The 20,934-nt window shown below is 65.2% G+C and carries 23 protein-coding genes; 14 read left to right on the forward strand and 9 right to left on the reverse strand.

What is annotated here, in order from left to right:
- Both aroA and ACJ70B_RS02820 read right to left on the reverse strand, forming a co-directional pair.
- Positions 1-1,305, reverse strand: a complete 1,305-nt coding sequence (aroA, locus tag ACJ70B_RS02815; protein ID WP_408958903.1) for a 3-phosphoshikimate 1-carboxyvinyltransferase — start codon at positions 1,303-1,305, stop codon at positions 1-3.
- A 138-nt stretch (positions 1,306-1,443) separates the two neighbouring features.
- Positions 1,444-2,598: a LolA family protein gene (locus tag ACJ70B_RS02820; protein WP_408958904.1), complete on the reverse strand. Its 1,155-nt coding sequence runs from the start codon at positions 2,596-2,598 to the stop codon at positions 1,444-1,446.
- A gap of 102 nt (positions 2,599-2,700) precedes the next feature.
- Here ACJ70B_RS02820 and ACJ70B_RS02825 point away from each other — a divergent pair, with 102 nt between their 5' ends.
- Entirely contained in the window at positions 2,701-3,897 is a 1,197-nt protein-coding gene (locus ACJ70B_RS02825; RefSeq protein ID WP_408958905.1) for a M24 family metallopeptidase, read from the forward strand.
- 265 nt (positions 3,898-4,162) lie between these two features.
- On the opposite strand, the gene ACJ70B_RS02830 is transcribed toward ACJ70B_RS02825, so the two are convergent.
- Positions 4,163-6,817, reverse strand: a complete 2,655-nt coding sequence (locus ACJ70B_RS02830) for an efflux RND transporter permease subunit (protein ID WP_408958906.1) — start codon at positions 6,815-6,817, stop codon at positions 4,163-4,165.
- Between the two features lie 358 nt (positions 6,818-7,175).
- Between ACJ70B_RS02830 and ACJ70B_RS02835 the strand changes: the two genes are divergently transcribed.
- Positions 7,176-7,841: a TetR/AcrR family transcriptional regulator gene (locus ACJ70B_RS02835; protein WP_408958907.1), complete on the forward strand. Its 666-nt coding sequence runs from the start codon at positions 7,176-7,178 to the stop codon at positions 7,839-7,841.
- Between the two features lie 174 nt (positions 7,842-8,015).
- Here the strand turns inward: ACJ70B_RS02835 and ACJ70B_RS02840 are convergent, their stop codons facing one another.
- The 3 genes from ACJ70B_RS02840 to ACJ70B_RS02850 form a co-directional block, all read right to left on the reverse strand.
- Positions 8,016-9,032 (reverse strand): aldo/keto reductase, encoded by a 1,017-nt coding sequence (locus ACJ70B_RS02840; protein WP_408958908.1) that lies wholly within the window; start codon positions 9,030-9,032, stop codon positions 8,016-8,018.
- 63 nt (positions 9,033-9,095) lie between these two features.
- Positions 9,096-9,485 carry a PIN domain-containing protein gene (locus tag ACJ70B_RS02845; protein ID WP_408958909.1) on the reverse strand — a complete coding sequence of 130 codons (390 nt, stop codon included), beginning with the start codon at positions 9,483-9,485 and terminating at the stop codon, positions 9,096-9,098.
- Entirely contained in the window at positions 9,482-9,727 is a 246-nt protein-coding gene (locus tag ACJ70B_RS02850) for an antitoxin VapB family protein (protein WP_408958910.1), read from the reverse strand. Before ACJ70B_RS02850 ends, ACJ70B_RS02845 begins: the two co-directional genes overlap by 4 nt.
- Before the next feature lie 144 nt (positions 9,728-9,871).
- On the opposite strand from ACJ70B_RS02850, the gene ACJ70B_RS02855 reads away from it, so the two are divergent.
- The gene (locus ACJ70B_RS02855) at positions 9,872-11,503 is read left to right on the forward strand and encodes a potassium channel family protein (RefSeq protein WP_408960069.1); all 1,632 of its coding nucleotides are present in this window, start codon (positions 9,872-9,874) and stop codon (positions 11,501-11,503) included.
- 24 nt (positions 11,504-11,527) lie between these two features.
- Here ACJ70B_RS02855 and ACJ70B_RS02860 read toward each other — a convergent pair whose 3' ends face one another.
- Complete coding sequence (locus ACJ70B_RS02860) at positions 11,528-12,484, reverse strand: TIGR03557 family F420-dependent LLM class oxidoreductase (protein WP_408958911.1); 957 nt, start codon at positions 12,482-12,484, stop codon at positions 11,528-11,530.
- A 370-nt stretch (positions 12,485-12,854) separates the two neighbouring features.
- Between ACJ70B_RS02860 and ACJ70B_RS02865 the strand changes: the two genes are divergently transcribed.
- The 3 genes from ACJ70B_RS02865 (at position 12,855) to truD (ending at position 16,134) form a co-directional block, all read left to right on the forward strand.
- Positions 12,855-13,841, forward strand: a complete 987-nt coding sequence (locus tag ACJ70B_RS02865) for an ABC transporter ATP-binding protein (protein WP_408958912.1) — start codon at positions 12,855-12,857, stop codon at positions 13,839-13,841.
- Positions 13,838-14,611 carry an ABC transporter permease gene (locus ACJ70B_RS02870; protein ID WP_408958913.1) on the forward strand — a complete coding sequence of 258 codons (774 nt, stop codon included), beginning with the start codon at positions 13,838-13,840 and terminating at the stop codon, positions 14,609-14,611. The genes ACJ70B_RS02865 and ACJ70B_RS02870 overlap by 4 nt, the downstream gene beginning before the upstream one ends.
- A gap of 86 nt (positions 14,612-14,697) precedes the next feature.
- Positions 14,698-16,134: a tRNA pseudouridine(13) synthase TruD gene (truD, locus tag ACJ70B_RS02875; RefSeq protein WP_408958914.1), complete on the forward strand. Its 1,437-nt coding sequence runs from the start codon at positions 14,698-14,700 to the stop codon at positions 16,132-16,134.
- 52 nt (positions 16,135-16,186) lie between these two features.
- Here the strand turns inward: truD and ACJ70B_RS02880 are convergent, their stop codons facing one another.
- Positions 16,187-16,405, reverse strand: coding sequence for a hypothetical protein (locus tag ACJ70B_RS02880; protein WP_408958915.1), 219 nt, complete (start codon positions 16,403-16,405; stop codon positions 16,187-16,189).
- Positions 16,406-16,734: 329 nt separating this feature from the next.
- Between ACJ70B_RS02880 and surE the strand changes: the two genes are divergently transcribed.
- The 8 genes from surE (at position 16,735) to ACJ70B_RS02920 (ending at position 20,323) form a co-directional block, all read left to right on the forward strand.
- On the forward strand, positions 16,735-17,571 hold the full coding sequence (gene surE, locus ACJ70B_RS02885) for a 5'/3'-nucleotidase SurE (RefSeq protein WP_408958916.1): 837 nt from the start codon (positions 16,735-16,737) through the stop codon (positions 17,569-17,571).
- Positions 17,572-17,627: 56 nt separating this feature from the next.
- Positions 17,628-18,407 carry a DUF2103 domain-containing protein gene (locus tag ACJ70B_RS02890; RefSeq protein ID WP_408958917.1) on the forward strand — a complete coding sequence of 260 codons (780 nt, stop codon included), beginning with the start codon at positions 17,628-17,630 and terminating at the stop codon, positions 18,405-18,407.
- Between the two features lie 154 nt (positions 18,408-18,561).
- Entirely contained in the window at positions 18,562-18,765 is a 204-nt protein-coding gene (locus tag ACJ70B_RS02895) for a hypothetical protein (RefSeq protein ID WP_408958918.1), read from the forward strand.
- A 94-nt stretch (positions 18,766-18,859) separates the two neighbouring features.
- The gene (locus ACJ70B_RS02900) at positions 18,860-19,123 is read left to right on the forward strand and encodes a hypothetical protein (RefSeq protein WP_006185277.1); all 264 of its coding nucleotides are present in this window, start codon (positions 18,860-18,862) and stop codon (positions 19,121-19,123) included.
- 21 nt (positions 19,124-19,144) lie between these two features.
- Entirely contained in the window at positions 19,145-19,279 is a 135-nt protein-coding gene (locus ACJ70B_RS02905; protein ID WP_006181151.1) for a DNA-directed RNA polymerase subunit P, read from the forward strand.
- Between the two features lie 3 nt (positions 19,280-19,282).
- Positions 19,283-19,549, forward strand: a complete 267-nt coding sequence (locus tag ACJ70B_RS02910; RefSeq protein ID WP_408958919.1) for a KEOPS complex subunit Pcc1 — start codon at positions 19,283-19,285, stop codon at positions 19,547-19,549.
- Positions 19,550-19,675: 126 nt separating this feature from the next.
- Complete coding sequence (locus tag ACJ70B_RS02915) at positions 19,676-20,074, forward strand: prefoldin subunit beta (RefSeq protein ID WP_408958920.1); 399 nt, start codon at positions 19,676-19,678, stop codon at positions 20,072-20,074.
- The gene (locus ACJ70B_RS02920) at positions 20,075-20,323 is read left to right on the forward strand and encodes a DUF3194 domain-containing protein (RefSeq protein ID WP_408958921.1); all 249 of its coding nucleotides are present in this window, start codon (positions 20,075-20,077) and stop codon (positions 20,321-20,323) included.
- Between the two features lie 85 nt (positions 20,324-20,408).
- Here the strand turns inward: ACJ70B_RS02920 and ACJ70B_RS02925 are convergent, their stop codons facing one another.
- Positions 20,409-20,846 carry a hypothetical protein gene (locus tag ACJ70B_RS02925; protein ID WP_408958922.1) on the reverse strand — a complete coding sequence of 146 codons (438 nt, stop codon included), beginning with the start codon at positions 20,844-20,846 and terminating at the stop codon, positions 20,409-20,411.
- Positions 20,847-20,934 lie beyond the last annotated feature (88 nt).

Genomic DNA, 20,934 nt, shown 5'->3' on the forward strand with positions numbered 1-20,934 from the left:
TTACTGCCCGTCGTCGCGCTTGAGGGCGACTCCCAACTCCTCGAGCAGGCCGAAAAACCCGGGGAACGACACGTCGACGTGGTCGGCACCCTCGATCGTCGTCTCGCCGTCAGCGGCGAGTCCCGCCAGCGCGAGCGCCATGATGATTCGGTGATCGTCGCGTCCCGCGACGGTGGCACCCTCGAGGTCGGAGTCGCCGCCGTGGACCGTCAGCGAGTCGCGCTCCTCGGTGGTTTCGACGCCCATCGTGCCCAGTTCTTCGGCCATCGCGCTCACGCGGTCGGTCTCCTTGTACCGGACGTGCTCGGCGTTCGTGATGTGCGTGTCGCCGTCGGCGGCGGCTCCCAGCGTCGCGATCGTCGGCAGCAGATCGGGCGTGTCCTCGACGTCGACTTCGATTCCCGAGAGCGGGGCCGCCGATACGTCGATCGTCCCCGCGTTGCGGTCCCAGTCGACGGCCGCACCCATCCGCTCGACGATCTCGACGATGGCGGTGTCGCCCTGCGCGCTCGGGTTCGCGCCCTCGATACGAACGCCCTCGTCCGCATCCCCAGCGATCGCGCCCGCCGCGAGCGGGTACGAGATCGACGAGAAATCGCCGGGGACCGCGTACTCGCCGCCTGCGGGGTCGTAGGACTGCCCGCCGTCGACGTCGAATCCGCGGTCCGTTTTCCGCGCCTCGACACCGAAGTCTGCCAGCACCTCGAGCGTGATGTCGACGTACGGCGCGGACTTGAGGGCCGTCTCGAGATCGATCGCGAGCCCTTCGTCGGTGACCGCGCCGGCCATCAGCAGGGCGGTGATGTACTGCGAGGAGACGTCACCGGGAATCGACACCTCGCCGCCGGCCAGCGGGCCGGTGACGACCAGCGGGGCCTGCCCGTTGCCGCGGGTGCTTTCGGCGTCGGCTCCGAGCTTGGTCAGCGCCTCGAGCAGCGGCCCTTGCGGTCGCGAGCGAAGCGATTCGTCGCCGGTCAACACCGAGGTACCGTCGGCGAGGGCGGCCGCGGCCGTGACCAGTCGCATCGTCGTCCCGCTGTTGGCGCAGTCGATCACGTCGGCCGGGACGTCGGGACGGCCGTCGAAGCCGTCTATCTCGAGCGTGCCGTCGTCCAGTCGGTCGACATCGCCACCGAACAGGTCGACGGCGCGGGCGGTCGCTCGCGTGTCGGCGCTCCAGAGCGCGTCGCGGACGGTCGCCCCGTCGGCGTAGCCGGCCGCGAGGATCGCCCGGTGGGTGTAGCTCTTCGAGGGCGGTGCGCGGGCCGTCCCCGCGACGCTCGAGGGCGTGATCGTGACGTTCATGGTCGCCCTGTGGGGTGGCTCCGTCTTACCGATACCGATCCTCCGAGTCTCGAAACGGGCGATGGGCCGTGAACGGACTCTGTGGGTCGCCCTCCTCGACCAGTGATTACATGCCTATCAGTGGATATGGCGATGACATCACGGACAGCCGACGGACGACGCGATCTCGAGCAGCGGGGCGTCGTCAGTGAGACTCGAGACCTCGTGGCTCAGCCCGCCGCAGGTCCAGAACACGCTCTGAATCCCCCCGTCGCGCCGGTAGGCGGTGTGACCGTCGAGGTCGATCTCCTCGAGCGTCGACGCGGTCGGGTTAAACCGCTGGGACTCCCGTACGGCCACGTAGAGTTCGCGCGCGATCACGTTCGGGTCGTTGTACCACAGTGTCGTGGTGGTCCCGCCGACGTCCGGTGCTCGTTCGACGACGGTGATCCGGTCGAGGACGTAGGAGTCGGGCACGTCAGGTTTGGGGAGGTCGTAGGGGAGGATCTCTTCGGCGGCCGACCGCGACTCGAAGACCCCCGCCGGCTTGCGACCGTCGGTTTCGACGGTCGCATCCTTCGGCGGATCGTAGGTGAACGTCCCCGGCGGCAGCCCTTGGTCGATCTCGAGGTGGTCGTACGTGACGGTCAAATCGTGGCGAACCTCCCCGTCGACCGCGATCGTAGTCCGTTCTTTGACCGGATACCGGTACTCGTCGTCGATCCACATCGTTCGTCCACTCTCGAGGTTCTCGCGGTCCTGTACGAGATTCACCGGCATGACGTACGTCGTGTCTCCGACGACGAGTTCGATTGTCGGCCCGATACCGTCGACCGGCGGCTTCGTCTCGATGACGTGGGCCGTTCGGCCGTCGACCGTGGCCGTCCCCTCGTAGCTGAGCCGGTAGTCCTCGAGAAGGGTCTCGAGGACGAGCCGCGTTCGGTCGGTGTCGACCTTGTTCGGGTGGTACTGCTTGTTCACGACCTCCGTTTTCGGGTTGTACTCCCACGTCGTCGCTCGGTTCGTGACGGTGACCGAGCCGGTGGGGACGTCCGGATCGGTCGACTCGACGACCTCGATGCGCTGTTTCGCCGGCGGCTGGCGGGCGATCTGCTCGACGCGCTCGACGGTTTCGGCCGGGGTTTCGACCGTCATCGTCCGACGCGCCTTGAGGTCGTGCATGTGGCGACGCGTTTCGATCGCGTCCCGGACGATCCCCTCGCTCGTCGGCGGTTCGTCGTCACTGCCGGGGTAGGAGACACAGCCGGCGAGCGCGACCGCCGCCCCCGCTGCCAGGATCCGTCGCCGGTTCATACGCGGTGGGTTACCACCTTCGTTGATAAGTTTGTGGATCGGAATCGGTCCGTGACAGACGGAATCCCCGAAATTATGTGCTCGCCCGCCACATACGGACCTATGAACGTGGATGCGGACCTCTCCGCCCTTCGCGAGTACCTCGAGTCGGCGGGCGTAGACGGCTACCTGATCGACGACGACGCCTCAGATTCGGACCAGCAGTACGTCTCCGGCTTCACCGCGCCGGATCCCTATCAGACGCTGGTCACACGGGAGGGGGTCCACCTGCTCGTTTCCGGCCTCGAGTACGGTCGCGCGCGGTCGGCGGCGAACGCGGACTCGGTCAGCCGGCGAGCGGCCTACGACTATCAGCGACTGGTAGCAGAACACGGCCGGTACGAGGGCAAAATCCGCGCCGTCGCGGCGTTTCTCGACGACCACGGCGTGGACTCGATCGCGGTCCCGCGGACCTTCCCAACGGGGACCGCGGACGGCCTTCGCGAGCGCGGGCTCGAGGTGACCGTCGAACCTGCGGGGATCGTGACGGACATCCGCGCGACGAAGACCGACTGGGAGGTCGACCAGATCCAGGCGAGCCAGCGGGCCAACGAGGCCGCGATGGCCAGAGCGGAGGAGCTGATAGCCACCGCAGATATCGAGGACGGCGTCCTCGTCCGCGACGGCGAGCCGTTGACCAGCGAACGGGTAACGGAAGAGATCGAGGTCACCCTGCTGCGCCACGGCTGTGCGCTCGACGAGACCATCGTCGCCTGCGGAGCCGACGGCGCGGACCCCCACGACCGGGGCAGCGGGCCGCTCGAGCCCGACGAGCTGATCGTGATCGACATCTTCCCGCGGAACAAGGAGACGGGCTACTTCGCGGACATGACCCGGACGTTCGCCCGCGGCGACCCCGGCGCGGAGGCCCGCCGGCGCTACGAGGTCACGCGAGAGGCCTACGAGGCCGCGCTCGAGGTTGTCGAAGCCGGCGTCACGGGGGCCGACGTGCACAACGCGGCTTGTGACGTGATCGAAGACGCGGGCTACGAGACGCTCAGAAGCGACCCGAACGCCGAGACCGGGTTCATCCACAGCACCGGCCACGGCGTCGGACTCGACATTCACGAGGAGCCAAGCGTCTCGCCATCGGGCGGCGAACTCGAGGCCGGCCACGTGATCTCGATCGAACCCGGCATCTACGACCCCGCGGTCGGCGGCGTCCGCATCGAGGACCTGGTGGTCGTCACCGAGGACGGCTACGAGAATCTGACCGCGTATCGAGTGGGGCTCGAGCCGACGGCCGGCGACTCTCGGTGACGAACCGCCGGTCGGAAAGAGCGCCTCGCGGTCTCCATCTGGCGGCGATCCTCCTGGATACGGTCCACTGGACGGCAGTTCCGGCGTCCTCCGGAAACAGGTTCTGGATACCCAGTTACAGCAGACCGTACAGTCGTCTCGGTGCGGTTCGACGGGACTCCGACTTCCTCTCGTGCCGCAGAAGAACCGATTCGGTACCTTGGCGGAGGGCGACTCCGCCTCGGTGATCAACGGTTTCGAACAGAGAGCGGTCTCTCGACGCTATTCACTCCTCGGTTTGCGACGCCTGATCCGTCGGCTGCCCACCGTCGCTGGCCGCGGCTGCGGTCGACTGACTCGCTACGTCGAACGAGACATCGGGGCCGAGATACTTCGTCCAGATCGCGAGCAGCGAGGGGAGGACGAGGACGCTCGCGAGGAACGCGTAGATAATCGTCATCCCGGTGATGATCCCGAACTGCTGGAGCGGCGGAAGGATGGCGAAGGCGAGGACGCCGAAGCCGCCGACAGTCGTCGCGGCGCTCCCAAGCAGCGCGCCGCCGGTCCCGGTAACCGTCCGGGACATCGCTTCCCAGACCGAGCCGGTTCGGTCCAGTTCCAGACTGTAGCGTTCGCTCACGTGGATGCTGTAAGCGACGCCGAGTCCGACAGTGAGGCTCGTGATCATCCCCGTCATGACGTTGAACGGAATCTCGAGGAGATACATCGTCCCGAGGATCCACGAGACGCTGAACACGACCGGAAGCAGCGTCACCGCACCGAGGGTCGCGCTCCCTTTCGTGATCCGGTACGCGACCATCAGGAAGGCGAAGACGGCCACAAGCGTGATCAAGAGGCTCTCGATGACGGTGTCCATCAGCTGTTTTTGGATGATATCGAACAGGATCGTCTGTCCGGTCGCCGTGGCCTCGAGTCCGTTGCCGTCGATGCCGTCTGCGATAGCACGCATCTCGGTCGTAACATCGTTCATGGCCGCAGAGCCCTTCGTGGAGACGACCATCCGAACGGCCTCGTAATCGCCGTCGTCAGTCTGGTGGATAACGCCGCCCGCGTCGTCGGGAGCAACCGCGAACAGTTCATCGTACACTCCCTCGACGTTCCGGTCTGGCACACCGTCGCCGTCGGTATCGGCGGCGGTGAGCGTCGCGTTGAACGACTCGTTTTCGGCGGCGACCTGCCGCATCGTCGCGAGCGGACTCTGGATGTCGGTCTCGCCACTCGAGAGCGTGGCGACGACGGAACTGTTAGCGGCCTCGCGCTTGGCCGCCTCGAGCTGCTGTAACGTCTCCGGATCGGTCACGTTCCCCTCGACGAGGATCTGCGCCTGCGAGTCCTCGCGGACGAAGTTCTGGTTGACGAATTCGAGGTTCTCTTTCATCGAGTAGTCCCCGGGCTCGAGCGGTCCGGGGAGGCTATCCGTCCACTCCGGCGGGTCCTCCGCGATGAAGTCCTCCTGATTGAAGCTGGTGTCGATCTGCGTCGCGCCGTACGCACCGCCAGCGCTCACGAGGAGCGCGACGAGGATGATGACGACCGGCATCCGTCGTGCCGCCGTCGACCCGACGGACAGGAGTTGGCTGAACCGGCCGCCGCCCGTCCCGAACGCGCGCTTTTTCCGATCGAAGCCGCGGCCCTCGAGGAATTCGTCGAGTTCGACCTTGAGCGCCGGAACGAGAATCCCGAAGACGAACAGGGCGACGGTGATGCCGACCGCACTCACGATGCCGAAGTCCTGAATCGGCGGGACCGGGCTCGTGAGATTCGAGAGGAATCCGATGGCAGTCGTCGCAGTCACCAGCACGAGCGCGACGCCGACGCCGGCCAGCGCGGTCCGCATCGATCCGCGAGTGTCGTCGTCACCGTACGCACCGCCGTCGTGGCGCTGCTCGCGGTGGCGCATGAAGATGTGTATCGCGTAGTCGATCGAGAGTCCGATCAGTAAGACCGGGACGGCGATGAACATCTGGTTGAAGTCGATCCCGCTCCAGCCCATGAAGCCGAACGTCCAGACGAGGACGACGGCGATACCGAACAGGCCGAGCAGGATGTCAAGCAGATCGCGATACGCGACGATCAGGGCGACGATAACGAACAACAGCGCGAGCGGACCGACGATCGCCAGGCTGTCGCCCATCGAATTGTTGATCTCTTCGCTCATGATCCCACCGCCGAAGACGATGACGTCGGTGCCACTCGAGTCGAACTCGTCGTTCGCGAGCGACTGCATGGCCAGTTGCGCGTCGACGAGGGCGTCGGACGCCGTCCCCTGCTGGCCGCCGCCACCGTCGGTCTGATGGGTGACCAACAGCATCGTCGCGTTCGCGGTCGGCGATCCGGCGGTGTAGTCCATCGGCATGAACGACAGTCCGTTGAGTTGGCCGGACGAATCGTCACTCAGGACGACGCCGAGCGTCCGTTCGTACTCCGTCGCGTTCATCGACTCGACCGCGTCGATCTGCTGTTGCAGTGTCGGTGAGGCGGCAGTACCTTGCGCCGCCTGTTGTCGGCTCGAGCCGTTCGCCTGAGCGGCTTGCTGCTGCTGAGAGAGCGACGCGAGCGCGACGAGGTTCGCCACCCCGACCGACGGCCGTTCGTCGGCGAGCGTCCGGTTGATCGTCTCGTTGTCGTGGAACGCCTGTTGTAGCCGGAGCATCTCGACCAACGATTTCTGAGAGAGGACGTTCTCACCCCTGACGATCACCTGTGCCGAAGACGTATTTTCGGCCCCGGTCGAGAAGTTGTCCTGGACGTACTCCAACTTCTTCGCTTCCTTGGTGTCGCTCTGGAACTGATCGAGCGATGATGACTGCTCGACCATTCCAGCGCCGGCACCCGCGACAACCGTGAGGATGAGCATGATGGCGATCACCGGCCGACTGTAGTCAGTGACCCCCTCGGCGATCCTGTCGAACCAGCTCATGTGCCAGCTCGACCTCCGCCTCCCGCGTCATCATTCGTCTTCCCCGATGTCGTTCCGGGTGAGGAGCGCCTCCGCCTTCGACTCGGGGGTGACGGTTCGATCGTCCAATTCGAATCCGCTGTCATGTACTGACTGAATATTCAGTTACCACTTATATACTTTCTCTATCTGGGCCGCTCACGCGAGAAGAACGAGCATCAGGAAGATTCGTCCCGTCAGCACCCTATACTGACCATTCAATCTATTTTTATAGCAGGAACCGGTACGGGAGACGCAATATGGCCGGTATCACGAAACCGAATCGGAAGCGACATCGGAGCCCTACCGAAATACCGGGAACGCACGACCACCGATCACGATGACACGACTCCCATCGTTCCTCGAGGACCCGGACGACACCCAACAAGCGATCATGAAGGCGACGTACGTCGCGCTCTGTGAACACGGCTACAGCAATCTCACGATCCAGCGGATCGGGGACGAGTTTTCGAAGAGCAAGTCGCTGCTGTACCACCACTACGATAGCAAAGACGAACTCCTGCTCGATTTTCTCGATTTCATATTAGATCGGTACGAGGATCAGATACCGGCACACGAGGACGGACGCTACGAGGACTCCATCGAAGGGATCGCCCGCGGATCGTTCGAGTTCGACGACCCCGAAGTGAACCTCGACTTCACGAAGGCGCTCGTCGAACTTCGCGCACAGGCGGCACACGACGAGCAGTTCCGGGAGTATTTCACCCGAACCGATCACTTCATGAGAAAGTATATCGCGCACACGATCCGTGCAGGCATCGAAAAGGGAGTCTTTCGCGAGGCCGATCCGCAGGAAACGGCGGCGCTTTTCATGGTCGTGATCACCGGCTCGATGGTCCAACACGCAACCGGCACCGACGAGCTACTCGAGGATGCCGGTAACGCGTTCGAGCGATACGTGCAGGAACACCTCCTCGAATCCGACGAAACGACGGGCAGCGAGACGGACGCCTCCGCGAGTCGCTCGGACGCGCCCGAGGAGTGACGAACCGATCGCAGTCGACCCGAAACTGTCCGACAGCCGACTTGTCGGCGCGATGAGGGAGCCGTTCGGCGGCCGGCGAATCTACCTTGCTACGAAACGAAGTCGGCGTCAGCGAGCGTCGGTTGCCACCCCGTTCTCGAGACGCTGGAACGTTCCGCTGTCGTCTGGTTGTACTCAGCGATAGCCGTCGTCGTCCGGGCCTCGGGCCGCATCGATTCGCTCGAACTGCTCGGCGGACAGCTCGAGGTCGACTGCGCCGACGTTCTCCGCGAGTTGGTCGGCCGTCCGCGCGCCGACGATCGGTACGCAGGTAAAGCGGTCCTGATCCATCAGCCACCGCAGCGACACCTGTGCCGGCGTGGCATCGACGTCCTCGGCGACGGACTCGACGGCCTCGAGGACCTCCCACGCGGTCTCGCTCGTATAGCGGTCTTCGAACAGGTCGGTGAGGGTGCCGCGAGCGCCGTCGGGCGCGACGACGGAGCCGTCATCCGCCCGCTCGTACTTCCCGGTGAGAAACCCACCGGCCAGCGGCGAGTACGGACAGACGGCGATGTCCTGCTCCGCACAGACCTCGAGGTAGTCGCTCACGTCGTCCGTGTCCGCCGCGTTGAACATCGGTTGGGTCACGTCGAAGCGCTCGAGGCCCTCGACGTCGCTTTCCCACAGCGCCTTGGTGAGCTTCCAGGCGGCCATGCTCGAGGCCCCCAGATAGTGGACTTTCCCCTCGCGGACGAGTTCGGTGAGCGTCCGCATCGTCTCTCGGATCGGCGTGTCCTCGTCCCAGCGGTGGATGTAGTACAGATCGAGGTAGTCGGTGCCAAGTCGCTCTAAGGTACCCTCGATCTGTGCGCGGATGTGTTTCCGCCCGAGTCCGGAATCGTTCGGCCCGGGCTCGCCGCGCCCGTCGAAGGGGAAGTAGACCTTCGAGGCGAGGACGAGATCCTCGCGGTGGTGGCCCCGGTCCTCGAGCCACTCGCCGATCCAGCGCTCGCTCGTGCCGTTGGGGTCGCCGTAGACGTTGGCGGTATCGATGAAGTTGATCCCATGGTCCCAGCAGGCGTCGAGCAACTCGTGGGCTTCCTCGCGGTCCGTTTCGACGGTACCGTCACTTTCCTTCCCGAAGCGCCAGGTTCCGAAACAGAGTTGCGAGACTCGCGTTCCGGTGTCGCCGAGCGTCGTGTACTCCATGGCTGCGGGTTCGGCGGCGAGGGAAAAAACGAACGGGGTTACGGTGAGATTCTCTGACGTCGGTCAGTACGTCAGGATCTCGAGGTCCTCAATTCGTTCGAAGTGGTCGACGTTGCTCGTCACGACCGGAACGTCGTGGACGAGGGCGGTCGCAGCGATCATCACGTCGGCGTTCTCTATCGTTTTACCGTTTCGGTGCAGCGCCGCGTTTATTTCTCCGGCCGTTGTCGCGCACTCGCGATCGAACGGTAGTTCTCGAGCGTCTGTCAGCAGGTTCTTCACCACAGTTCGCTCCTTTTCGGACGAATCCGCGAGATGAATTCCTTCCCAGAGTTCCATCACCGTTACCGAACTCACGTGCGCCGTACCGCGTTCATCGACGGTTTTGACTGCTTCTTCGACCGTTTCCTCTCCCCGTAATACGTCGATCAGAAAGGACGTGTCGAGAATCATTCAAGCTCGTCCGCAATCCGTTTGACGCGCTCCCGATGCTCGTCCGTACGCTCCGTCCGACGGCGAGAGACGATCTCTTCGAGTTCGTCCGCCGTTTCGTTGCTCAACGCTCCATAGTATTCCTCTAAGGCCGCACCGTCAGTCAGCCGTCGAACGACATCACTGAAACTCTCGTTCTCGCGCTTCTCAGCTCGAAGCCGTTCATATGCGTCGTCTGCAAGTGAAATCGTCTTCGTCCCCATATCTACATGTATGTACATACATAGTCCACATAAATCTGCTGCAGGGAGACGGCTAACCGAATGAAGTCGGAGGACCACCGGCCGAGTGCTATCCTCGAACCCGGTTTCCGAAGCTACATAGCACTCGATGGTCACGTCCCGGTGATGAACTACTGGTGGCGGCGAATCGCGCTCTCGCTGGTCGCCGTCCTCGTCCTCGTGCTCGTCTACGCCGGACTCTATCAGCACGGAATGGCCACGTTCGAAGGTGAAACGAGGACGTACGCCGATGCGATCCAGACCGTCATCGAGACGCTGACGACGGCCGGTTTCGGCGGTGACGCGGACGACTGGCAGAGTCTTCAGATGAACCTGTTTGTGGTCGTTATGAACCTCACGGGCGTCCTACTCGTCTTCCTCGCCTTGCCGCTGATCGTCGTCCCACTGTTCCAGCAGGCGCTTCAGGACCGCCCGCCCGAAGAGACAGACCTCACGGATCACGTCGTCATCTGCTCGTACACGCCGCGCTCGGACGTGCTCGCGGAGGAACTCGAGGCGGCGAACGTGCCGTACGTCTTCGTCGATGACGACCCCGAACTTGTCGTGGAGTTGGCAAACGACGGGATCGAGGCCATCTACGGCGACCTCGATCAGGAGGAGACGCTGCGCGCGGCCAACACCGCCGAGGCTCGCGCGCTCGTCACCGACATCGACGACGAAACCAACGCGATGGTGATCCTCACGGCTCGAGAACTCTCGAGCGATCTGCGGATCGTCACCGTGGTCGAAGACGACGACGTGGCGAGTTACCACCGCTACGCCGGTGCCGACGACGTCGTCCGACCGCGACGGGTCCTCGGACAGAGCCTCGCGACGAAGGCGACGACGACCGTTTCGGCCGATCTCAGGGATACGATCGAGTTCAGCGACGACCTCGCGGTGACCGAACTGCTCGTTCAGGACCACAGCGACCTCGTCGGCCAGACGATCCCGGAGTCGGGGATCCGCGATCGCATGGGGATCACCGTCATCGGCGCGTGGTTTAACGGGGAATTCGTCCCCGTTCCGGGCACCGAACACCGGATCGACGGCAACACGATCTTGCTCGTCGCGGGGCAACGCAACGAACTCAGTGAACTGAAAGCGCGGACGGTGTCGACGCTGGAACACCGACGGGACCGCGTTCTCGTCGGCGGTTACGGCGCTGTCGGCCGAACCGCGGCGGAGACGCTGGCTGCCGACGGCGTGTCGACTTGCATCGTCGATCTCGTCGATCAGGAGGGGGTTGACGTCGTCGGCGATATCACCGACGAAAACGACCTCGAGGCCGCCGCGATCGGTGACTCCCGGTCGATAATCCTGACGCTCGACGACGACGCGACGACGATCTACGCGACGCTGGTCATCAAACAGGTCGCGCCCGAAGTGGAAATCATCGCGCGGGCGAACGAGACCGAGAACATCCCGAAACTCTACCGCGCCGGCGCGGAGTACGTCCTCTCGCTGTCGACGGTGACCGGGCGGATGCTCGCCTCCGTTCTGATCGAGGACGAGGAGATTCTCACCCCCGAAACCCAGTTCGAGCTCGTCCGGACCTCCGCGCCGCAGATTGCCGGCCGGAGCCTCGGCGACGTGGACCTGCGAGCCAGAACCGGCTGTACCGTCGTCGCGGCCGAACGCGGCGGTGAGCTGTTGACCGACCTCGGCCCGGGGTTCGAGGTCCGCACGGACGACACCCTGATCGTCGCGGGGAGCGACGAGGCGATCAACAAGTTCGTCGCGCTCGCGACCGATTAGCTACCACGGCGAGAGTACAGCCGACTAGTTGAACGACGGCAGGACTTCGTCAGCGTGGAAGTCGATCGCCGTCTCCTGTTCGGGGCCGATCTGGTGGACGTAGACGTGGTCGTAGCCGGCGTCGATCGCCTCCTCGATGCTGTCGATGTGGGCCTGCGCGTCGGGCTCGGTCGTCGTCCCGCTCTCTGCGATATCCTCTTTTTCGACCATCTGGGCGGCCTGCTCGAAGTGCGCCGGCGTCGACAGCTCCTGACCGAGTTCGCCCGGAATCGAGCCGTTGGGCCACTGCTCGTAGATCGTTTCGATCGCCTCCTCCTCGCTGTCGGCGTAGCAGCCGTGTAGTTGCGTGTACGTCGGGCCGTCGCCGCCAGCGTCCTCGTAGGCCTCGACCGGTTCCGATTTCGGACCGGAACACCAGAGTCCGTCTGCGTGTTCGGCGGCCCACTCGGCCGTCTGCGGACCGAACGCGCTGGCGATCGTCGTCGGCTGGTCGTCGGGGACGGTAAACAGTTGCGCGTTCTCGACCGTGTAGTGCTCGCCGTGGTGGCTCGTCGTCTTCCCGGTCCAGAGCGAGCGCATCACGTCCATCGCTTCCTCGAGTTTCTCGAGGCGGACGTCGTGTTCTGGCCAGCGCTCGCCGGTGACGTGTTCGTTCAGGTTCTCGCCGGTGCCGACGCCGAACGTGAACCGATCGCCGAACAGTTCGTCGACAGTTGCGACCGCGTGGGCGACGTTGAGCGGATGGATCCGCGTCGTCGGACAGGTGACGCCGACACCGACCTCGATCTCGTCGGTCGCGTTCGCGATCGCGCCGAGGGTCGACCAGACGAACGGCGATTCGCCCTGTGCGGGGACCCACGGGTGGAAGTGATCCGAGATCGAGCAGAAGTCGAAGCCGGCCTCCTCGGCCTTCGCGGCGATATCGACCAGTTCCTGCGGCCCGAACTCCTCGCTCGAGAGGGTGTATCCCAGTTGCGTCATTCCCAGCCCGCTATCACGACCCCGCGGGTAACGGTTGCACCTGCGAGGGCAAGAACGCGGCTGCGTTCCGGCGACGCGACTCCCCGCCCCACTGCCGGCGGCTCACGTTTCGGTCTGCGGTGGCGCACGCTGAACCGTGCGAACAGACAGTGCGCGGCGCAACGCGCCGCGACTGTCGGGACGGTTCCAGTCCCGAAGCGCCTGTAAGCAGAAATCGGCTGGGGAGGGCGTGGCGACCCCGTGTTGCCACGATAGCGGGACGATTTCGTTCGGTCAGCCACCCATCCCGTATGCAATACCACTACCGACCACGAGTCCACTCGAGCCCCGAATCGAACCCCTTACCCGCGATGCGCCGGAACCGGCCACTATGGAAGCCGTAGTCGAAGCGACGGACCTCGAGAAGACCTACGGTGAGACCGCTGCGCTTTCGGGGGCCTCGCTGTCGGTCGGGCGCGGCGAGGTCTTCGCGCTGATCGGTCCGAACGGGGCCGGCAAGACGACGCTCGTGCGCGCGTTGACGGGGACGACCGAGCCCGACGCCGGCCGCACGCGGATCCTCGGCGAATCGCCGACGGCGATCGATCGCGACCGGCTGGGCGTTCTCCCGCAGGAATTCTCGCCGCCGGGCCGGCTCAGCGCCCGCGAGTTGCTGGCCTACTACGCGGGACTGTACGACAGCGCTCGCGATGCCGACGACGTCCTCGCGGACGTCGGCCTCGCCGACGCCAACGACACGTGGTACGAGGATCTCTCGGGCGGGCAACAGCGCCGGGCCTGCGTCGGCTCCGCGCTGGTCAACGACCCCGACCTGCTCTTTCTGGACGAGCCGACGACCGGTATCGATCCTGCCGGCCGGCGCACCGTCTGGCGTCTGATCGAGGACCTCGCTGACGCCGGGACGACCGTCGTCTTAACGACCCACGACATGGCCGAAGCCGAGCGCCTCGCCGACCGCGTCGGCCTGCTCGCAGACGGGGAGATCGTCGCACAGGGCACGTCCGACGAACTCGTCCGCGAGCACGGCGGCTCGAGCCGCCTCACGATCGAGACGAGCGCCACCCTCGAGGCCTTCGCCGATCTGCCGTATCCGGTCGAGCGCCCGGAGCGTGGCCGCGGTCGGAACCCTGAGAACGCCGTCGTCGTCCGGGAGATCGAACCCGCGGCGATCGGGACGGTGGTCGACTACCTAGAAGACCGCGAGCTTGCATACACCGAGCTCTCGTGGGCCGAACCCGACCTTGAGGACGTCTACCTCGAACTGGCCGACACGACGGAGCGCGAGCGGACGGAGCAACTTGCGAGCAGGGCTGGCGGTGACGGTGACGAGCTCGCACGCGCGGGTGAGACGGCATGAGCCGAATGGGCCGCGTGCGAGCGGAGACCAGCGCCGGCTGGCGGTCGTTCGTCCGCCGGCGGACGGCGGTCTTCTTCACGTTTTTCTTCCCGGTGATCCTGATCGTCATCTTCGGAGCGCTGGTCAGAACCGATCCGACGGGCGAGGGGCTGTTCACGGAGCCGCCGGCCTACTACGTGCCGGGCTACCTCGCCGTGGTCGTCCTCTTTACGCCGCTCTCGCGGATGGGCAGCGAAGTCGCGCGCCACCGCGAGGGGAGCCGCTTCGAGAAGCTCGCGACGACACCGCTCTCCCGCGCGGAGTGGCTGCTTGCTCAGACGGTCGTCAACGCCGTCATCATCGGTCTTGCGAGCCTGTTGATCCTTGGCCTGGTAATCGTCCTCACCGGCGCGGAAATCGGCTTTTCGGCGTTGCTGGTGCCGTACATCCTGCTCGGCGTCGTCTGCTTTTGTGGCGTCGGCGCGATGCTCGGCAGTTACACCGGCTCTCAGGACGGTGCGGTCGCCGCCAGCAACGCGATCGGGCTCCCGTTGTTGTTCCTCTCTGAGACGTTCGTCTCGCTGTCCCAGCTTCCCGGCTGGTTCGGCCCGCTGGTGAACTTCTCGCCGCTGACGTACTTCGCGCGCGGGGTGCGGGCCGCGACCTACTCGGGGGTCGAGACGGCCGCGGTCGCCGGACTCGAGCCCCAGTTCGCGAACCTGCTGATTCTCGCCGCGGTGGCCGTCGTCGCGTTCGCGCTGGGCGCGCGGTCGATCCCGCGGACGGACTGACGCGGCTCCCCCCGTCGTGGGACCGTCGCGACTCGTTCTCGAGAACGAACGGATTTAGGCCCGGCACGCCAAGCCCCGCCAACAGCATGCGCCCAGCCCACCCCACCGAGCAGGCCGTCGGCATGGAGTACTACGTCAGCGACGCCGACGGTGTCGGCGGCCGCCTTCGCGAGGACGACGAACACTTCCGGGTGCGCGAACTCGAGCGCTTCGAGACCGAACCGGTCGACGCGCCGACAGACGCCTACCCGCACCTCGTCTTCCGGGCGACCCTGCGCGGCTGGGACACCAACGACTTCGCCTCTCGGATCTCGGATGCGCTCGGAATTTCGCGGGAACGAGTCAACTGGGCCGGCACGAAGGACAAGTACGCCGTGACGACGCAGCTGTTTTCGGTTTACGGGGCTGCTCCCGAGGACCTGCCCGCGGTCGACGGGGCAGAACTCGAGGTGCTCGGGCGGGCGGGACGGAACCTCGAGTTCGGCGACCTCGCGGGCAACGCGTTCGAACTCGTTGTCAGCGACCCCGAGCGGCCAGAGACCGCCGCGTCGATCACCGACGAACTGGCCGCGTTCGGTGGGCTCGAGCGCGGCGACCGCGGTGCGTCAGATGCTGACGCGAACGGCAACGACGCAACCTCGATCGGCGTCCCCAACTTCTTCGGCCAGCAGCGCTTCGGCAGTCGCCGGCCGGTCACTCACAAGGTTGGCCTCGCGATCGCCCGCGGCGACTGGGAGGGCGCGGTGATGGCCTACCTCGGGAATCCGACGGATGCGGAACCCGAGGGCACGCAGGAAGCCCGCGCCTTCGTCGATCGCGAACTCCGACGGAGGTCGGATACCTCGAGCGGGGAGCAACGCGACCCGCGAGAGGAGACACGAGACTGGCAGGAAGCCCTCGAGCGCATCCCAAACCGCCTGCGCTACGAGCGCTCGATGATCCACGCCCTCGCCGAATACGACGGTGAGCCGGGGCCCGAGCAGTTCCGCGAGGCCCTCGAGCGCGTGCCCTCGAACCTCCAGCGGCTGTTCGTCCACGCCGCGCAGTCCTACGCGTTTAATCTGATGCTCTCCGAACGACTCGAGCGCGGACTCCCGTTCGATCGCCCCGTCGCGGGCGACGTGGTCTGTTTTTCCGATACCGACGCGCCAGCGGGACTCGAGTTGCCCGACACCGATCGCCTCCAGCGGGTCGACGAGCGCCGGGTCGACTCGGTGACCCGCCACTGCGAGCGCGGCCGAGCGTTCGTCACTGCGCCGCTAGTCGGCACCGAGACGGAACTGGCCGACGGCGAGCAGGGCGAGATCGAGCGCGATGTACTGGCGGATCTCGGCCTCGAGCCCGCGGATTTCGACCTCCCTGGGGAGTTCCACTCGACCGGAACGCGGCGAGCGATGCTCGTCCGGACCGAACTCGCCCTCGAGACCGATCCGGTGACCCTCGAGTTCGCACTCCCGAAAGGGGCGTACGCGACGGTTGTCTTACGGGAGTATCTGAAGGTCGATCCGGTCGCCCTCGGCTAACGTCGGTTTATCTCGTCACCGATCGGCCGATCTTCTCGAGATTTGCACAGAATTATGATTCGCTTGGCTCGATAAGTTGGACGCTTATCGAAATGAAGTAGACGAACATGAACAGGAAGAACCCAACAGTGAGCGGAAGCAGCCGCCAATCGATAACGGCGAGGCCCAGCATCGCTGCGACGGCGACCGCGCTCCCGTAGAACAACATGATGAATATCCCGATCGCGTAGTAAAACCGGATATCTGACTCGAAGTGGTCTCGAAGGGCCATGGGCCGGCTTGCATTGTAACCGAGAAAAAGGTATTGATGGGGTCAAACGGCCAAGGATAAGCCGTCCGTGCGTTTTCCAGCAGGCTGAGCAGCGAGTGGCTCGGGCCGCGTACGTCCACGTCTCGAGTTCGCGATACCGCGTCCTCGGGAACGACGGAGACGCCCGTTCGGAATTGCAAAGTGGGGTCGCGGATGCTACCGGCTACGGGCTCCCGGCACGCCGTCGGAGCGACCCCTGTCGTTCGTCGCGGACCCGATCTCCGTCGGAGTTCGTTCCGTCGGCGAACCGAACCCATAGGTAGGTCGGCCCCTAGACGAGGCGTACGGCAATGGAACTGGATTCGGACCCTCACATTCTCCTGACGAACGACGACGGGATCGACGCGCCCGGCATTCGCGCGCTGTACGACGCACTCTCGGCGGTCGGCACAGTCACCGTCGTCGCGCCCGATCGAAATCAGAGTGCTGTCGGCCGGTCGCTGTCCTACGGCCGGACGAGCGAGGAGGGCGACGACCTCGAGATCGATCTGGAATCGGACGCGTTTACGTCGCCGGTCCCCCACACCGACCACGAACTCGGCTACGCCGTCAACGGCACCCCCTGTGATTGCGCCATCGTCGGCGTCAACGCCCTCGAGCCGGCCCCCGATGTCGTCGTCTCCGGGTGTAATTCCGGGGCGAACCTCGGGGCCTACGTCTTCTCCCGGTCGGGAACCGTCAGCGCGGCCATGGAGGCCGCGTTCCTCGAAACGCCCTCGATCGCGATTTCGATGGACACCCTCGGTTACGAGACGGACCTCGAGCCGGGGGACTTCGAACGGGCGGGAGAAGTCGCGGCTTCCCTCGTTGACGGTGCGCCCGGTACCGGCCTGTTCGATCGCGTAGACTACTTGAACGTCAACGTGCCGCGGCCGGACCGCGAGTCGAACGGCTTCGCTGTCACGCGCCCGACGCGCGTCTACGAGATGGACGCGACCCACGAAAATGGCGGCTTCCAGTTGACCAACCGGCTCTGGCAGCAGATGGCCAACCGGGACATTCCTGACCCCGAGGACACCGATCGTCACGCCGTGCTCGAGGACGCGGTATCGATCTCCCCGCTCCGAGTCCCCTACGAGGTCGTCGACACCGAGACCGTCCGGACGATACTCGAGGACGCGCTGTAGCGCGACCGCCGGCCGAAAAACACGCCAGTTTTACATCCGTCTCGTCAACGGTCGGTATGGAGTGTCGTCACTGCGCGTCGCCTCTCGAGAAACCCGGCGACTTCTGTCTGGTCTGTCGGGAAACCAACACGGAGGCGATCGTCCTCGAGGCGGCGCGCGACAGGGCGACCATCACGATGCTGGCGGGCGACGACGAGAGATCGGACGGCAACGAGCGGTCCGGTGACGCGGCGTCCGCGGCCGACGCCAAGGAGGAAATCCTCGGCGAAACGACGATCACGACGACGCCGGAAGACGGTGAGAGCGAGGTCGTCGAACTGCGGAACTTCGCCGGGCTGATCGGCGACGAGATCCGGCGAAAGCGCCCCGAAGAGGTCTACGCCGGCGGGGAGCGCGCGGTGATCCGCGCCGTCCGCGAGGACATTCACCATCCCTTCTACCGCGTCGACGACGATGAGCCCGTTAAGGCAGTCCTCGAACGGCGCGGCAACCGCGCGCTCGACGTCGTCGAGACGCCGCCGGCCGAGAAGATCGGCGGCAGCCACACGACGCTCATCGGCGGTCGGACGGGGATGGAGGCGATCCACACCGTCGCCGACCATCCACACGTCAAAAAGGTGATTCCGGGCCCCATCGATGCCGGTGGCAAGGGATCACAGTCCGGGCTGCGAGCGAAAGTCACCCGTGCAGACGACGGCGGCAACGTCCGCATGCTCATCCGCGACGGCTCGAGCGTCCAGGAAAACCGCGTCGTGACGACCGCTCGCGACCGAGAGATGGGCGAGCGGATCCGCGCTGATCTCAACGACGTGTTGGCGGAGGCGGAGTTGCAGTAGCCCGTCCGGCCACTACGCGACACCGCTTCCAACCGATGTCGGTCTCGTCAGTGAGAGTCTTTTGTGTCGCCCAGTGTGGCAAGTCGATGGAGGTGACAGGTGCTGCTGGTTCTCCCAAGCTTAATGGGACGGCCGTAATTAGATATAATTAGCCATGCTCGAGCGACCGGACGCCGTCCTGACCCTGATCCCGTTGCTGGCGGTGAGCGGTCTCGCGGCCCGTGTGCTGATCGCGACCACGGGCATCGCCACGGGACTGCTTGCGGCACCGCTCGCACCAGTCGGATACGCCGCCGCGCTCGTGCTCGTCTTCGTGGAACTGCTCGCGTGGCCGCTCGCCGAGCGGCTCGGCAGTTGAGGCGAGCGCGCCACCGCTTGCGATCGCCGATCCCAGACAGCTACCGATGTGACTCAACAGGTTTAAGAATCCGCTGGCGATAGACAGCACTACTATGGCCAAGAAAGGACAGGTCGGTAGCGCTGGCCGCTTCGGTGCCCGCTACGGCCGCGTCGCGCGACGCCGCGTCAGCGAGATCGAAGACGACATGGAAAACGCCGAAGTCGACGGCGACGACGTCACCCGCGTCGGCACCGGTATCTGGAAGAACGAGGAGACCGGTGAGGTCTTCACCGGCGGTGCGTACCGCCCCGAGACCCCCGCCGGCCGCACCGTCCAGCGCTCCATCCGCGCTGCCCTCGCAGAGGACGACGACTAACACACTCGCCTCAGGTTCAGTATGAGTTACAAGTGCTCTCGCTGTAAACGCGACGTCCAGCTCGACGAGTACGGCGGCGTCCGCTGTCCCTACTGCGGCCACCGCGTGCTCCTGAAAGAACGCAGCCGCGACGTCAAGGAAGTCGACGTTCAGTAACGCGTGTCTTCTCACGACGCGACCCTCGAGTTCGACTACGAGAGCGCGTCACGTGCCCGTCTCGTCGCCGAAAGCGTCGCCCGCGAGATCGGCGAAATCGACGACGAGCGATCGCAGACGACTATCGCGCGCGACGAGACGACACTCGTCCTCGAGATCGATGCCGCCGACGCCGTCGCCTTGCGAGCGGCGCTGAACACCTGGTTCTCGCTCGTCGACGTCGCCGAACGGACCGCCGATGCAGGGGAGCGAATTCTCGAGTCCCAGTGAGTCTTGAGGCCCAGTGAGGGACCACCGCGCTCGAGTCCAAACGGCGGGACGGACTGGCGTCCGAACTGGACAGTGATCCGGAAGACAAAGCTGGTCTTTATCAGTCCGGAGGGCGACGGTCGAGACATGCAAGGAAATCTGCCGCCGGAAGCACAGGAGAAAATCGAGCAGTTACAGGACCTCCAGGAGACGGCACAGGAAGTCGCCGTCCAGAAACAGGAAGCGGAATCGAGCCTGAACGAGGCCGAGAGCGCCCTCGAAGAGCTCGAGAACATCGACGAGGAGACGACGATGTATCGCAACGTCGGCGAACTCCTCGTCGAGACCGGGTACGACCAGGCCGAGGAGGACCTCGAAGAGAAGGTCGACACGCTCGAGATCCGCCTCGAGACCCTCGAAAAGCAAGAAGAGCGCGTCCAGGACCAGTTCGAGGGACTGCAGGAGGAACTCGAAGACCTACTCGGCGGTGGCGGCGGCATGGGCGGTCCGGCCGGCCCCGGCGGCCCGGGCGCTGGCGGCGCGTAAATGCCGAGCGACGAGCCGTCTGACGAGACCGTCGTTCAGACGGCCTCCGACGCCGCGGAGGGGCTGATCTTTTCGCGGTACAAACAGTCGGACGTGCGCGACTGCGATGTCACCGTCACGTTCGAGGACGGCGTCCTCGAGGTCGACGTCTACCTCAATGCACCCGAGGACGAGGCCGACCCCGAGCAAGTCGCCGACGATGCCGCGCTCGCGGCTCGAGAGGCGGTCGACGAGTTGTTCGGCGATTAAGCGGTCCTCGAACTCAACTTCCCTTCTCGATCGTTCGATGGCCGGCGAGCGACAGGACCGAGCCGTCATCGATCAGTGAGCGGCCTTACATGCGGCCACTTCCGACGAGCGCGAGCGCGATGCTTCCGGTAATCACCGATACGGTCAGGACGACCGTCGGGACCGGAACGACGCCTTCGCCGACGGCCCCGATTACGACGAGCACGCCCGCGACGACCGCGGGGAGCGGCCGCGTGGCCAGTTGCTGTCCGAATGCCCGGAGCGACCAGTATCCCATTTCGACCGTCGATGCGACGGGAGCACCGAGCGGCCGATTTCCGTCTGGGTTTTCGGCCGGCGCGAACGCCTCAAGTTCGTTCTCGGCGACCCTCACGACCTCGCCGGTGGTGATTCGCCGGCCGTCGGCGTCTCCGACTCGAAGCAGCGTCGCGGTCCCGTTGCTCGTCCCGACGACGCGATAGATCCCGTCCGGATAGCCGCCGTCGGTGGGTCGGACGTGATCGCGAATAGTCACCGGGGTCATGGCGGCACATGACACTGAAACAATATAATGGTGCAGGCTCGAGGTCGCGGTCTCGAACTCCACTGAAGAGACCGGCTCCGATCGGAAG

The organism is Natrinema sp. 74 (genome assembly GCF_046097095.1).
GTDB lineage: Archaea > Halobacteriota > Halobacteria > Halobacteriales > Natrialbaceae > Natrinema.

Coding starts and splice junctions, on each gene's coding strand:
- aroA (WP_408958903.1), bottom strand. CDS start 1,305: ATGAACGTCACGATCACGCCCTCGAGCGTCGCGGGGACGGCCCGCGCA.
- ACJ70B_RS02820 (WP_408958904.1), bottom strand. CDS start 2,598: ATGAACCGGCGACGGATCCTGGCAGCGGGGGCGGCGGTCGCGCTCGCC.
- ACJ70B_RS02825 (WP_408958905.1), top strand. CDS start 2,701: ATGAACGTGGATGCGGACCTCTCCGCCCTTCGCGAGTACCTCGAGTCG.
- ACJ70B_RS02830 (WP_408958906.1), bottom strand. CDS start 6,817: ATGAGCTGGTTCGACAGGATCGCCGAGGGGGTCACTGACTACAGTCGG.
- ACJ70B_RS02835 (WP_408958907.1), top strand. CDS start 7,176: ATGACACGACTCCCATCGTTCCTCGAGGACCCGGACGACACCCAACAA.
- ACJ70B_RS02840 (WP_408958908.1), bottom strand. CDS start 9,032: ATGGAGTACACGACGCTCGGCGACACCGGAACGCGAGTCTCGCAACTC.
- ACJ70B_RS02845 (WP_408958909.1), bottom strand. CDS start 9,485: ATGATTCTCGACACGTCCTTTCTGATCGACGTATTACGGGGAGAGGAA.
- ACJ70B_RS02850 (WP_408958910.1), bottom strand. CDS start 9,727: ATGGGGACGAAGACGATTTCACTTGCAGACGACGCATATGAACGGCTT.
- ACJ70B_RS02855 (WP_408960069.1), top strand. CDS start 9,872: ATGAACTACTGGTGGCGGCGAATCGCGCTCTCGCTGGTCGCCGTCCTC.
- ACJ70B_RS02860 (WP_408958911.1), bottom strand. CDS start 12,484: ATGACGCAACTGGGATACACCCTCTCGAGCGAGGAGTTCGGGCCGCAG.
- ACJ70B_RS02865 (WP_408958912.1), top strand. CDS start 12,855: ATGGAAGCCGTAGTCGAAGCGACGGACCTCGAGAAGACCTACGGTGAG.
- ACJ70B_RS02870 (WP_408958913.1), top strand. CDS start 13,838: ATGAGCCGAATGGGCCGCGTGCGAGCGGAGACCAGCGCCGGCTGGCGG.
- truD (WP_408958914.1), top strand. CDS start 14,698: ATGCGCCCAGCCCACCCCACCGAGCAGGCCGTCGGCATGGAGTACTAC.
- ACJ70B_RS02880 (WP_408958915.1), bottom strand. CDS start 16,405: ATGGCCCTTCGAGACCACTTCGAGTCAGATATCCGGTTTTACTACGCG.
- surE (WP_408958916.1), top strand. CDS start 16,735: ATGGAACTGGATTCGGACCCTCACATTCTCCTGACGAACGACGACGGG.
- ACJ70B_RS02890 (WP_408958917.1), top strand. CDS start 17,628: ATGGAGTGTCGTCACTGCGCGTCGCCTCTCGAGAAACCCGGCGACTTC.
- ACJ70B_RS02895 (WP_408958918.1), top strand. CDS start 18,562: ATGCTCGAGCGACCGGACGCCGTCCTGACCCTGATCCCGTTGCTGGCG.
- ACJ70B_RS02900 (WP_006185277.1), top strand. CDS start 18,860: ATGGCCAAGAAAGGACAGGTCGGTAGCGCTGGCCGCTTCGGTGCCCGC.
- ACJ70B_RS02905 (WP_006181151.1), top strand. CDS start 19,145: ATGAGTTACAAGTGCTCTCGCTGTAAACGCGACGTCCAGCTCGACGAG.
- ACJ70B_RS02915 (WP_408958920.1), top strand. CDS start 19,676: ATGCAAGGAAATCTGCCGCCGGAAGCACAGGAGAAAATCGAGCAGTTA.
- ACJ70B_RS02920 (WP_408958921.1), top strand. CDS start 20,075: ATGCCGAGCGACGAGCCGTCTGACGAGACCGTCGTTCAGACGGCCTCC.
- ACJ70B_RS02925 (WP_408958922.1), bottom strand. CDS start 20,846: ATGACCCCGGTGACTATTCGCGATCACGTCCGACCCACCGACGGCGGC.